The 12,814-nt window shown below is 49.5% G+C and carries 10 protein-coding genes and 1 pseudogene; 6 read left to right on the top strand and 5 right to left on the bottom strand.

Annotation, left to right across the window (positions count from 1 at the left end; all coding sequences use genetic code 11):
* Positions 1–289: 289 nt before the first annotated feature.
* From M2403_RS20025 to M2403_RS20015, 3 genes are all read left to right on the top strand, one after another.
* A complete protein-coding gene (locus tag M2403_RS20025) occupies positions 290–586 on the top strand; it encodes a phage holin family protein (protein ID WP_165061708.1) in 297 nt (98 codons plus the stop codon).
* Between the two features lies 1 nt (position 587).
* Positions 588–974, top strand: coding sequence for a M15 family metallopeptidase (locus M2403_RS20020; RefSeq protein WP_152325410.1), 387 nt, complete (start codon positions 588–590; stop codon positions 972–974).
* Between the two features lie 190 nt (positions 975–1,164).
* Positions 1,165–2,049, top strand: a complete 885-nt coding sequence (locus M2403_RS20015; protein ID WP_152325409.1) for a PIG-L family deacetylase — start codon at positions 1,165–1,167, stop codon at positions 2,047–2,049.
* Between the two features lie 66 nt (positions 2,050–2,115).
* Here M2403_RS20015 and malI read toward each other — a convergent pair whose 3' ends face one another.
* Both malI and M2403_RS20005 read right to left on the bottom strand, forming a co-directional pair.
* On the bottom strand, positions 2,116–3,132 hold the full coding sequence (malI, locus tag M2403_RS20010) for a Mal regulon transcriptional regulator MalI (protein WP_165061705.1): 1,017 nt from the start codon (positions 3,130–3,132) through the stop codon (positions 2,116–2,118).
* 173 nt (positions 3,133–3,305) lie between these two features.
* Positions 3,306–4,808, bottom strand: coding sequence for a PTS transporter subunit EIIC (locus tag M2403_RS20005; RefSeq protein ID WP_208950569.1), 1,503 nt, complete (start codon positions 4,806–4,808; stop codon positions 3,306–3,308).
* A gap of 654 nt (positions 4,809–5,462) precedes the next feature.
* Here M2403_RS20005 and M2403_RS20000 point away from each other — a divergent pair.
* Genes M2403_RS20000 through M2403_RS19990 form a run of 3 tightly spaced genes read left to right on the top strand, consistent with a single transcriptional unit; the run spans position 5,463 to position 11,154 of the window.
* Positions 5,463–6,596, top strand: coding sequence for an efflux RND transporter periplasmic adaptor subunit (locus M2403_RS20000; protein WP_259230668.1), 1,134 nt, complete (start codon positions 5,463–5,465; stop codon positions 6,594–6,596).
* A 12-nt stretch (positions 6,597–6,608) separates the two neighbouring features.
* On the top strand, positions 6,609–9,758 hold the full coding sequence (locus M2403_RS19995; RefSeq protein ID WP_259230666.1) for an efflux RND transporter permease subunit: 3,150 nt from the start codon (positions 6,609–6,611) through the stop codon (positions 9,756–9,758).
* Positions 9,751–11,154, top strand: coding sequence for an efflux transporter outer membrane subunit (locus M2403_RS19990; RefSeq protein WP_152325404.1), 1,404 nt, complete (start codon positions 9,751–9,753; stop codon positions 11,152–11,154). Before M2403_RS19995 ends, M2403_RS19990 begins: the two co-directional genes overlap by 8 nt.
* Positions 11,155–11,235: 81 nt before the next feature.
* Here M2403_RS19990 and M2403_RS19985 read toward each other — a convergent pair.
* The 3 genes and pseudogenes from M2403_RS19985 to M2403_RS19975 form a co-directional block, all read right to left on the bottom strand.
* Positions 11,236–11,406: pseudogene (locus M2403_RS19985) on the bottom strand (helix-turn-helix domain-containing protein); the annotation flags it as partial.
* A 221-nt stretch (positions 11,407–11,627) separates the two neighbouring features.
* Positions 11,628–11,996, bottom strand: a complete 369-nt coding sequence (locus tag M2403_RS19980; RefSeq protein ID WP_152325442.1) for an endonuclease domain-containing protein — start codon at positions 11,994–11,996, stop codon at positions 11,628–11,630.
* 160 nt (positions 11,997–12,156) lie between these two features.
* Positions 12,157–12,558: a hypothetical protein gene (locus tag M2403_RS19975; RefSeq protein WP_259230664.1), complete on the bottom strand. Its 402-nt coding sequence runs from the start codon at positions 12,556–12,558 to the stop codon at positions 12,157–12,159.
* Positions 12,559–12,814: the final 256 nt, after the last annotated feature.

The following is a 12,814-nucleotide window of genomic DNA, read 5'->3' as shown; positions in this document are numbered from 1 at the left end:
CAAATGAAAATCAACGAAGGGATTAAGAGTATTTACTTTCCAATAGTAAATAACTTAAAAACATCATCGATATGAATAATTAAATAATCATCAACAATAAAAAACTTACCGTAACGCGTTAATCGATCGTTAAAATCTATTGGTGTAGAAAATTGTGACAATGATCACGAATCATTATGGTGCAATAGTTATTCTTCTCTCATTGTTAAGAACGAAATAAATACTGATTTAACCAAAACCGAATAATATATTTCCACCACCATCAACTGATATAAAAAGGAGTCATACCTTGCCGTGGAGAGATCCATCCAATAATAACATTGTAAGCTGGCTATACATTTTTATATTCGCTGCCTGGGGTGGCGTCGTCAGATACATTATAGATGTACGTTCTGGGAAAATATGCCGGAGTTTTGTGGCGGTAATCGCACAGGTTATTATATCTGCATTTACAGGCGTCGTTGCCGGACTCCTATCAGAAAGTATGGGATCGGGATTTCATACCACTCTGGCAATATGCGGTATATCTGGTGCTATGGGTGTTGCCGCTTTGGATTATTACTGGAGGAGGTTAACAGAAGGCTAACATGGAACATTTTAAATTCAGTAAGAGCTCAGAAGATAATCTGAAAGGTGTACACCCTGATTTATGCATAATCATGAGAAAAGCCTTAGCATTATCCCCTGTCGATTTTGGAATTTCTGAAGGCCTCAGAAATAAAAAGAGACAACTTGAGCTGGTCGCGAAAGGAAGATCATTGACCAATAACAGTCGGCATATTACGGGTCATGCCGTTGATATCTTTGCTCTGCCAAACAATGCAATATCCTGGGAGTTCAAATATTATCAGGCGATAGCCAACATAGTTTTTGAATTATCAAAAACACTGTCAATTGAAATTGAATGGGGAGGTAAATGGGATGATTTAAACGATGGCACACATTTTGAACTATCAAGAAAAGACTATCCATAATGAAGTGATGTAATCCCTCAAAGAGGAATTGCAACCTAACGTTCGTAATGAGCATTATACGGCGAAAACTTATTAATTCTAAGATATTAAATATCTCATGAACTGATACGCCTTAGTACTGCCTATATTACGGACAATAATAACCAACCATTTTTGAAATGGTTGTCAATATAAAATTAAAGGACTAACTATGAACACCGTAAAAACTGTAACTGCTGATGAATTCCCGCTGAAAGCTGGCGATAACCTGATTATGGTTGTCCCTCATCACGACGATACCATTTTGGGCTGCGGCAACTTTGTTATCGAAGCCCTCGCCCGTGGGGTTTTAACAACCGTAACGCGCGTCTTTGTCTCTTGCAGTCGCACAAACTTCTTTGCAAACTATCAGGAAGGCCTGTTGTCTGAGGAGCAAATTCAACGCGTCACTCAGGCACGCATCGAAGAAGATACGCTGGGCTGTAATGATCTCTTTGGGGGGAGTTATAACTGGCGACAGGGGATCATCGGCGAGTGGGATGCACCAATTCGCGGCTATTCAGGCCCTATGACCGCAGGTGGGGGTTCGTGGGGAGATTTCTCTACATTCCGTCCTGAAGAAATCGACATGTATAATCGTCTGATTACGCAATATATGTGGATGCTTCAGGAGGAAAATACCACCATCCTGTGCTTAATCGCCAATGGAAGCCACGTAGACCATTTCAACGTTCGCGAAGCTATGCTGCATGCGGCATTCCTGGTGGGTGATAATGCCAAAGCTCAAATTGTATTTGTTGAAGATGAACCCTACACTTCAGATAATACTGATCAACGCTTCGTTGAATTCGACAAACTCAATGCCCGTACCGGTAATGGCCTGACGTCTCTGGGCATGCCCTGCCAGCCTGGCCAGTATAAAAATACCCATATGCATGAAATTTTCGATGCCCATTATCGCACTCAGTACACGGATGATTATGAGGCTGACTTGAATAAAAATAATGACTTTATTATTTATACTCTGGATAAGGCAAAGTATAAATCAATAACCAAAGACACCAGTTGCACCGCAGATTATTGCGTATTAGCATAATTTACAATGCTGTCAATAATGAATACCAGCTCACCATGAGCTGGTATTTTTTTGAGATATTCCAGCTTAAGCCGATTCGCGTAAAACCAGCTGACTGGAAATAACAATTCTCTGAAAATCCTGGGCCGGTTCTTTGATTTTTTTAATGATAAGCGATGCCGCTTCGTATCCTGCTTCTTCGCCGGGAGATGAAACATACGTAAGGGAAGGAGAAGTCAGGTTGATATGCATCATATCTTCAAACCCTGCTACCGAAATTTGTTGCGAGAGAAAAATATCTTTCCCGATGGTGCGCCCGATACGATGCGCTCCGTTTATACATCCAATGATTGCAGAAGGTGAATGGCATAAAATCGCAGTAATATTATTGTATTTTTTCAATAAGTCGCCCACGGCTGCGGAGGCGGCAAAAGTACTCTCTTCGCATTCGGGAAGCCAATCTTCGCGAAACGGCAAACCATATTGCGCTAATGAATAGCGATATCCCTGCAATCGTTCTTCACGGATCAGGCAGCGTTTATTTCCGCCAAGATAAGCAATACCACGATGACCACGCTCAATAAGATAACGGGTAATATTGATCCCCGCTTCACGATTATTGCATTCGACACTATCCTGAGCACCTTCTACACCTGATTTTGAAACAATCACAACGGGTAAATGACTTTCAATAACCGGATCCGGGATCTTTTTCGACAAATGATCACAAGTGAGATAAATAACGCCGGCAACACCCTGCTGTAGGAAGGATCTCAGGCAGTGGCGTAGCGTTAATTCATCATTTTGTGGCTGACCCAGAAATACCATATACCCCTGAAGCTCAAGATTACGCACAATGCTGGCCATAACCTTCAGAGAAAACGTATCGCTAAAATCATCGATAATCAGACCGATAAGATTAGAAGTATTCGAGCGCAGGTTCGCTGCAGCTACGTTGTGGACATAACCGAGTTCGTCGATAGCCGAACGGATTTTCCCGATAGTCGCTTCAGAAATTTTTCCTTTCTGGCGCAATACCAGAGAAACGGTTGAAACAGAGACGCCCGCCCGTTTCGCGACATCAGTAATGTTTACTTTTTTCATCAGGCCTCTTGCTGCTTTTGTTCTTCTCAATCGATGGCATGCGGCCTCCCTGAGGATCCGGAACGTTATTGTCCAATTGTCTCACAGAATGCCCAGGTATTTCAGGGTTACGGGGTTGCCGGCATGACGTATCGAAAGGAATAACCGGGCCAGCAGAGGTGGCCCGTCTCATCCTAGGGCTTAAGCGTGATTTCAGACATTGTCTGGGCAATAAATTGCGCCCTTGCACCAAAAATCACCTGTATGCCTTTGTCTCCGACAAAGACTACGCCTCTGGCACCGACCTGATTCAGGCCATCTTTATTGACTAACTCACTCTTTGCTATCTCCAGACGTAAGCGTGTTATGCAGGCACTGATGGACAGAATATTTTCCTGACCGCCCAGTAACGTTATAATTTCATGAGAAATTTCCGTATCTGTTTTGTCATCACAATTCACCATCACCTCTGTACGGCCCGGTGTTTTAATATCAAAACGTCGGATAACAAAACGAAAAGTGAAATAGTAAATGATCGCCATCGGGATCCCCACGAACACGGCGCTGAGGAAGTGGGTCTGGTAGTCATTCAGAGACGGTAAAATGCCAAAAGAAATGTAGTCGATTAAGCCCGCGGAGAAGGATTTAGCAATATGCGCATGCAGCAGATACATGCACATATAAGAGACACCCGCCATCAATGCGTTGAAGACATACAACACAGGCGCAACAAAAATAAAAGTAAATTCAACAGGCTCGGTGATCCCCGTCAGGAAACACGTCAGGGCAGCAGAAAACAGAATACCGAAAGCAATTTTCTTATTTTTTGTATTGGCTTCGTGATACATCGCCAGACAAGCCGCCGGCAATGCAAACAACATCAGCGGAAACTCACCCTGCATAAATTTGCCAGCATTCTGGTAGCTATCGCTGCTAAAAGATTTAACCCCTTCCTCCAGCATTTTGAACCAAATTGTCTGATCACCGTGAATGACCTGCCCCGTTTGTGTGGTGTATTCACCAAATGAATACCAGAAGGAAGGATACCAAATGTGATGCAGGCCCAACGGGATAAGTGCACGTTCGACTGTGCCGAAAATAAAGGTCGATAACACCTGATTATCGCCATTGACCACTACAGAAAGCCCGTCAATCCCTGACTGGATGTATGACCAGACCCAGGGCAGTCCCATCCCCAACAAGAAAGACAGAAATGCCGTCGCGATAGCCACAAAACGTTTTCCGGAGAAAAAACCCAGGAATTCAGGCAATTGCAATGTATTGAATTTGTTGTAACACCATGCCGCAAGAATGCCGGAAATCAGTCCACCGAAGACCCCCATTTGCAGGGTCGGTATCCCAAGCACCATCGCATATTTCCCCCCGGCAGCCGCCATTTCCGGCGTGATATGCAGGAGCGTCCCCATCGTGACGTTGATGGTTAACACAGAGACAGCGGCCGATAAGGCAGCAATACCTGATTCTGCGGCTAATCCGACGGCGGAACCAATCGCAAATAGCAGTGGCAGATTGTCAAAAATGACACCGCCCGCATTCATCATCAGAGGTAAATGAAAGCGGTCACCAAAAGCCAGCAAAAGTCCCGCCGCAGGAAGCAATGAAATGGGCAGCATAAGCGCCCTGCCTATCATGGACAGTTTCGACAACGATTTTACAAAACCTGAAAACATCTTCATTAGTAAATATCCCTATTAATTAGTTCGTTAACTCAAGTATAACGTTCTACTATAACGTTATACTTATCATGTCGAAATGGCAGAAATATTGATACTGTGGCCAGTCATTTGGGAATGGATTTTTTTGATAGTGTGAAGCAGCACAGCGAGAAAGCGGTAAAAGACGAGATATTCAGACAAAAAAAAGCCCACATCGGACTGTGGGCACGGGGGTTGCAACTGGCCGTCGTTCAGTACGGCTGGCAACAAGCAAATGTGAGAACTGCTCGCTCTCGGGTCTTAAGGTAACGGCTGTCGCCCGTAACCTTCAGCCTTTTCTGGTAAGCAGTGGGTTAAAATGTATAAATTTGTTTGATCTGAATCACACTTTCCCAATCACCAACAATTCATTCACTTTCAGAATATTTAACTGCTTATCATTCTTAAGAACTATCAATTAGTTTGCTAAGTAATGATATTCCTGCCCTTTACCACTGCACAAAAAGTTTAAAACCTTATAATTTCAATGGATTATACAGCAACATTTTCTTCATAATTCGAAACATTGACTCATGGGTAATGACAATATCCTTACACAGCGAAATACGGCGCTCTCGTATAGTGGGGGACTTGTTGAGAACGGTTATTCTCAATTCCCCAAAAAGAGTGAATTCTATGCGCCTGAAGTTTCTTTCTGTCAGTACGGTTGTACTGCTTTCCGCATGTGATGGTTCCGCCGGTTCTGCTTCTCCGGCGGCACAAGTGCCTGCGGTCAATGTCGTCACTCTGCACAGCCAGCCCGTCACGTTAACTACCCGTCTGCCCGGCCGCACAACCGCGGTGCGCAGCGCCGAAGTTCGTCCACAGGTCAGCGGCGTAATCCAAAAACGCCTGTTTGTGGAAGGCAGCGAAGTCAAAGCTGGTCAGCAGCTTTATCAGATTGACCCCGCCACTTATCAGGCGGCCTATGACCGCGCGATGGCGACATGGAAAAGCGCCGATGCCACCGCGCGCCGTTACAAACCGCTGGTCGAAGCGCAGGCCGTCAGCCGTCAGCAGTATGACGACGCCGTAGCCGCCGAGCGCGAAGCCGCCGCCGATGTCGAAACCGCCCGCGTGAATCTGCAATACACCAAAGTGTACGCGCCGATTTCCGGTCACATCGGACGCTCGCTGTATACCGAAGGGGCGCTGGTGACCAGTGGCCAGACGGCGTATCTGACCACGATTGACCAGCTGAATCCTATCTACGTGGACGTCAGTGAATCCTCACAGGATTTACTCAAACTGCGTCGCGCGCTGGCTTCCGGCAAATTACAGTCGGCCGGTGAAAACGCCGCACAGGCCACGCTGACGCTGGAAGATGGCAGTAAATATGCGCTGCCGGGCAAGCTGGAATTCTCAGAAGTGACGGTTTCGCAAAGCACCGGTTCCGTGACGCTGCGCGCCTCATTCCCGAATCCGCACGACGAATTACTGCCAGGCATGTTTGTTCACGCCGAGCTGCAACAAGGCATTGATGACAAAGGCATTCTGGTACCGCAGGAAGCCATCATGCACGACGTGAAAGGCGCGCCGTACGTCTACGTGGTGAAAGCCGATAACACCGTCGAACAGCGTTCCGTCACCACCGGTCAGATGATGAACGGCAACTGGTTAGTGAATCAGGGGCTGAATGACGGCGATAAAGTGATCACCGACGGATTACAAAACGTCAGGCCTGGCGCCAAAGTGAATGCCACCGAGCGCAAAGCCAGCGCCCCTGCCGAACAGGCTAATCTCGCGATGACCGATCCTTCTGCGCAATAACGGGTGAGCTGAATGTCTACTTTCTTTATTAATCGCCCGATATTCGCCTGGGTGGTCGCCATCGTCATCATGATCGCCGGTGCGCTGTCGATCATGAAACTGCCGATCAACCAGTATCCGAATATCGCGCCTCCGGCGATTTCCGTCAGCGTCACCTATCCGGGTGCTTCGGCGGAAACCGCGCAGAACACCGTCGTTCAGGTTATCGAACAGCAACTTAACGGGCTGGATAACCTGCGTTACATCGAATCGCAAAGTAACAGCGACGGCAGCGCCACAATCATCGCCACCTTCGATCAGGGGACCAACCCGGATATCGCGCAGGTTCAGGTGCAGAACAAAGTGTCTCTGGCCGAATCGCAGTTGCCGACCGAAGTGGTCAATCAGGGGATCCGTATTGCCAAATATCAGGCCAACTTCATGCTGCTGGTCAGCCTGATTTCAACTGATGGCAAAATGAGTAACTCGGATCTGAGTAACCTGCTGGTCACCAAACTTGAAGACCCGATTGTCCGTACCAAAGGCGTCGGCGACTTCCTGGTGCTCGGTTCAGAGTATGCGATGCGTATCTGGTTAGACCCGGCGAAACTCTATAAATATCAGCTGATCCCCAGTGATGTCAGCGCCGCCATCGAAGCGCAAAACGTGCAGGTGTCTTCCGGTTCTCTCGGCGGATTACCGACGGTGAAAGACAGCAAACTCAGCGCCACCATCATCGGTAAAACCCGTTTCGACAGCATTAACCAGTTCAAAAACGTGCTGCTGAAAGTGAACGCTGACGGCTCGCAGGTACGTCTGAGTGATGTCGGGAATGTGGATCTGGGGCCGGAAAGTTACTCCATCTCATCTACCTTTAACGGCAGTCCTTCTACCGCTATCGCCCTGCGTCTGGCGAGCGGCGCGAACGTGCTGGATACCGACAAAGCGGTGAAAGCCACCGTCGCCGGGCTGGAATCGTCCCTGCCTGCGGGCGTGAAAGTCGAGTTCCCGTATCAGACTGCGCCGGTGGTCAGCGCTTCCATTGAAGAAGTGGTGAAAACGCTTATCGAAGCCATCGTGCTGGTGTTCTGCGTCATGCTGTTGTTCCTGCAAAACCTGCGCGCCACGCTGGTCACCACGCTGGTGGTGCCGGTCGTTCTGCTCGGGACTTTCGGGATTCTGGCGGCCGCGGGGTATTCCATTAACACCCTGACCATGTTCGGGATGGTGCTGGCGATAGGCCTGCTGGTGGATGATGCCATCGTGGTGGTGGAAAACGTCGAACGTGTGATGACGGAAGAAAAGTTATCGCCCAAAGAAGCCACGATTAAGTCGATGAAACAGATTCAGGGCGCCCTGTTCGGGATCGCACTGGTGCTGTCGGCGGTATTAGTGCCGATGGCATTCTTCGGCGGCTCGACCGGGATCATCTACCGTCAGTTCTCCATCACTATCGTTTCCGCGATGGCGCTTTCGGTTCTGATGGCACTGATTTTCACCCCGGCGCTGTGTGCCACCATCATCAGACACAACGACGAGGAGAAATCGCAGAAAGGCTTCGCCGGCTGGTTTAACCGTAATTTCGACAAAGGCGCGATGCATTACACCCGCGCCGTCGGCACGGTGATTTCACGCCGCCGTTTGTTTATGTGCATCTATCTGCTGATCGTGATTGCCACCGGCTTTATGTTTACCCGCGTGCCCACCACTTTCCTGCCGGATGAAGACCAGGGCGTGATGCTGGTTCAGGCCACGTTGCCGGCCAACGCCTCATCACAACGTACGCAGGAAGTGCTCGATAACGTCCGTGAATACCTGATGGATAAAGAAGGCGGGATTGTGTCGTCGGTGTTCACCGCCAACGGCTTCAGCTTCGCTGGTCGCGGGCAGAACGTCGGTATCGCCTTTGTGCAGCTGAAAACCTGGGCGAAACGTCCGGACGCGGCGCAGAAAGTTCAGGCGCTGGCGGGTCGTGCAATGGCGCATTTCGCCACCATCAAAGACGCCCGCGTGTTTGCTTTCGTTCCTCCTGCGGTCATGGAACTGGGTAACGCCACCGGCTTCGACTTCTTCCTGCAAGACACCAACGGCAAGGGTCACGCCGCGCTGATGGCCGCACGTAACCAGTTCCTGCAACTGGCGTCACAGGACAAACGCCTGACCGCTGTGCGTCCTAACGGCATGGAAGATGAGCCGCAATATCAGCTGGAAATTGACGATGAACGCGCACAGGCGTTGGGTCTGAGCCTCGACGACATCAACAATACGTTGTCGGCGGCCTGGGGTTCGGCGTACGTGAACCAGTTCATGTACAACAACCGCGTGAAGCGCGTTTACATCCAGGGCAAGGCGGCTTCGCGTGTCACGCCGGAAGATTTAAACAACTGGTATTTCCGAAATTCCAGCGGCGATATGGTGCCGTGGAGCGCCTTTGGCAGCGGTAAATGGGTTTACGGTTCACCGCGTTACGAGCGTTTTAACGGCGTGTCCTCCGTCGAACTGATGGGCGCACCGGCACCGGGCTACAGCTCGGGCGACGCCAACGACGCGGTAATGGAAATCGCGGCCAAATTGCCACCGGGTTACAAAGTGGCATGGCACGGCCTGAGCTATGAAGAAAAGCTTTCCGGCTCACAAACTCCGGCACTTTATACCCTGTCGATGATCGTGGTGTTCCTGTGTCTGGCGGCACTTTACGAGAGCTGGTCGATTCCGTTCTCGGTCATGCTGGTGGTTCCGCTTGGGATCTTAGGCACCATCGGCGCGGTATTGCTGCGCGGATTATCCAACGACGTCTTCTTCCAGGTCGGCCTGTTAACCACCGTCGGACTGGCGGCAAAGAACGCCATATTGATTGTCGAGTTCGCCAAAGAGCTGCATGAGAACGAAGGCATGTCGGTTACGGAAGCGGCGATTGAAGCGGCCAAACTGCGTATCCGGCCAATCATCATGACCTCGATGGCCTTTATTCTGGGTGTATTCCCGCTGACGATTTCCAGCGGTGCGGGCGCAGGCAGCCAGCATTCCATCGGTACCGCCGTGGTTGGCGGGATGATTACGGCGACCTTCCTGGCAATTTTCTTCGTCCCGATGTTCTACGTGACGATTGTAAATCTGTTCACCCGCAAATCGAAAAAACAAGACAAGGCGCTTCCTGCGTCTGAGGCAACACACCATGAATAAATCGCATTTCGCGCTGTCACTTATCGGCGCGTTTACACTCACCCTGCTGGCGGGCTGTACGATGGAGCCGCATTATCAGCGCCCTGCGCTGCCGGTCGCCAGCAACTGGGACGGTGCCAAAACCGGTGCCGCACAGGATATCGGCTGGAAAGCGTTCTTCAGTCAGCCGGCGATGAACCAGCTGATTGGTATGTCCCTGAAGAATAACCGCGACCTTCGGGTCGCGGCGTTAAACGTCGATACCGCCCGCGCTGCCTTCCAGATTGACCGCGCCGCGCTGCTGCCGACCCTCGACGCCAGCGCCGGTGAAACCAACCAGCATCTGCCGGGCGGATTGTATTCGACGCAAAGCACCGGACCGGTAACATACCAGCAATACAGCGCCAATCTGGGCGTGACGTCTTATGAAGTTGACCTGTTTGGCCGCGTGCGCAGCCTGCGTGATCAGGGGCTGGAAACCTATCTCGCCACCGAAGCGACGCAGCGCGCAACCCAAATCTCGCTGGTGTCTGAAGTGGCTTCCGGTTACCTGAGTCTGGCGGCGGATAACGACCTGCTGAAACTGGCGATCAATACCGCCAACAGCCAGAACAAATCCTACGAGCTGACCAAACGCAGTTACGACTCCGGCATCAGCACCTCTCAGGATCTGGTGCAGGCCGAAACCACGGTACGCGCGGCGCAGGCCGATATCGCGCAGTACACGCGCCAGGTACGGCAAGACGTGAACGCGCTGACGCTGCTGGTTGGCACCACCATTCCACCGCGTCTGCTGGCGGACGCCACCCTGCAACAGGACTGGAAATTCCCGCAGACACCGGCTGGCTTACCGTCTGATCTGCTGACACGACGCCCCGATATTATTGCAGCGGAACATACGCTGAAAGCGGCCAACGCCAACATCGGCGCAGCGCGTGCTGCGTTCTTCCCGAGCATTACACTGACCGGCACCGCCGGTTCTGAAAGCGGCAGTCTGAGTAAACTGTTCGACGGAGGCACCGGCGCGTGGTCATTTATGCCCTCGATCAACATTCCAATCTTCGACGGCGGTGTGAATCAGGCCAATCTCGACATCGCGAAAGACACCAAAAAAATTGATATCGCCAACTATGAAAAAGCGATTCAGACGGCGTTCAAAGAAGTGTCTGATGGTTTAGCCGGTCAGGCGACTTATAAAGACGAACTTCTGGCGCGCCAGCAGGACGCCGACGCCAACCAGCGCAACTACGATCTTTCGCAGATGCGCTTTAAAGGCGGTATAGATAATTATCTGAGCGTACTGGTCGCGCAACGCTCGCTGTACTCAGCCCGGCAAACGCTGATCACCACACAACTTGCCCAACTGAATCAGGACATCAGTTTGTATAAAGCGCTGGGCGGGGGATGGAAGGAGTAGGTTTTGAATAATTGCAAACGCCGACGGAAGCCGGCGTTTTTTTAAACCCGTAGACTCATCATCCCGTAAAAATACTCATCGCAGAATCTTCTCCCCTTTTGGCCATGATCGAGACAGGGCATTCGACAACGTGGATGAACTCAATCCCACGCTGCGCGATATCGCGGCCAATGTCGTGCCCCGTTTACGCAATGCCGCAATGATGTCTGCCTGATGCCAGTCAGCGGGTGAAAAATTATCCCAAAACGGGATAAAACCGGAGGAATATTGTTCAGTTCATTGATAGATAAGATGAAATGTAATATTGATGAGTTAGCTGAGCTAAATACTGATAAAAATTATTTTGGTGGGAATTTTTTCACCGAGCAACTATTAATACCCCACCCCAGCCCTTCGCAGGAGAGGAAGCCGATTGGGCTTTTAACTCCTCCCCCTGCGAAGGGGGAGGCTGGGAGGGGGTATTAAAAATAAAATCAGAAGGTTAACATTGTCTTTCGACGCATAATTTCATTTCTCAAATGCTCAAGAACTTCAGGTAATTCCTGCATAACCTGAAGATTCGTAAACCGGATAACTTTCATTCCTGAATCACACAGAAAGTCCGTTCTGATTTTATCCGCTGCCATCCCTTTCTCACTGAAATGACTTTCACCATCCAGCTCAACCACCAGCCTCACCTCTCCGGCGTAAAAATCGACGATATAGCGCCCGATCCCATGCTGACGGCGAAATTTAGTACCCAGCGCTTTACACCGGATCGCCTGCCATAAAACAAACTCTGGATAAGTAAGATTTCCCCGCAGATCCTTGCGTAATTCTTTCTGTTTTGAATCATTGAACATGCCACCACCGCGATGTCTTTAATACCCCCCACCCAACCTCCCCCTTCGCAGGGGGAGGAGCCGTACTGAGAGTATCTGCAAATGCGGTGATGATATTTTTCTCACACCAGTGCTGCGGCCTTCATTCCAATCTTTTTTTAAAAGCCCCGCTGTCTTTATTTTAATAAGGCGAAGCGTCCAGATGCACAATAACTTTATAGCTTCCATTATCGAATGAGGATATATCGCCACGAACGCGAAGATATAGATGATCATTGCTGGCTGTGACCGTAGCCTTGCTGTCAGATGTAATCATGAATGCCCTTTGGTCATCAATGTGAGCCATAAAATCATCCTCACTTTTCGTCGCATCGTACAAATAATAGTGGTACGAAAATGACGTCATCGCTCCGGCGCTGGCCTGGGTTATATATAAGGTGACCAGGTTATTCACTTTAACCGTCTTATACACCTCCTGCCCCACTGGAAATTTGAGAAAGTGAATGACCCATGCGATTAACATAAACGCAAAAAGTACAGGCACCAAAACATGGCGTTTTTTAAAAACCCGTTCTTTTTGCATAATCGATACCACACTTTATCCAGAACTGATCGTTTGAGTCGTCACCGTCGTCTTTAAGCCATAAATATGCCGGGATTGGCATTCTGATAAATTCCTTTTTAAAAAGTGAGGCAATACGTTATGCCCGTATGTTTTCACAAACCATTCGAGAACCTTTAAAAATGGAATTTTCAGAAATTTGTTACTGGTGAACTCCCCTTGTTTCCTCATTTGCGCCTGCCGTCACGCTCGCTAAGTGTTTCTTTATGTTAAATTT

This window comes from Rahnella sp. BIGb0603 (assembly GCF_024808755.1).
Lineage (GTDB): Bacteria > Pseudomonadota > Gammaproteobacteria > Enterobacterales > Enterobacteriaceae > Rahnella > Rahnella contaminans.
Note: the sequence above shows the minus strand (reverse complement) of the source record. Positions and strands in the feature narration are given on the sequence as shown.

What these genes read in the sequence shown, in the direction of transcription:
- M2403_RS20020 (WP_152325410.1), top strand. Translation starts at nt 588, where the DNA reads ATGGAACATTTTAAATTCAGTAAGAGCTCAGAAGATAATCTGAAAGGT.
- M2403_RS20015 (WP_152325409.1), top strand. Translation starts at nt 1,165, where the DNA reads ATGAACACCGTAAAAACTGTAACTGCTGATGAATTCCCGCTGAAAGCT.
- malI (WP_165061705.1), bottom strand. Translation starts at nt 3,132, where the DNA reads ATGAAAAAAGTAAACATTACTGATGTCGCGAAACGGGCGGGCGTCTCT.
- M2403_RS20005 (WP_208950569.1), bottom strand. Translation starts at nt 4,808, where the DNA reads ATGAAGATGTTTTCAGGTTTTGTAAAATCGTTGTCGAAACTGTCCATG.
- M2403_RS20000 (WP_259230668.1), top strand. Translation starts at nt 5,463, where the DNA reads ATGCGCCTGAAGTTTCTTTCTGTCAGTACGGTTGTACTGCTTTCCGCA.
- M2403_RS19995 (WP_259230666.1), top strand. Translation starts at nt 6,609, where the DNA reads ATGTCTACTTTCTTTATTAATCGCCCGATATTCGCCTGGGTGGTCGCC.
- M2403_RS19990 (WP_152325404.1), top strand. Translation starts at nt 9,751, where the DNA reads ATGAATAAATCGCATTTCGCGCTGTCACTTATCGGCGCGTTTACACTC.
- M2403_RS19980 (WP_152325442.1), bottom strand. Translation starts at nt 11,996, where the DNA reads ATGTTCAATGATTCAAAACAGAAAGAATTACGCAAGGATCTGCGGGGA.
- M2403_RS19975 (WP_259230664.1), bottom strand. Translation starts at nt 12,558, where the DNA reads ATGCAAAAAGAACGGGTTTTTAAAAAACGCCATGTTTTGGTGCCTGTA.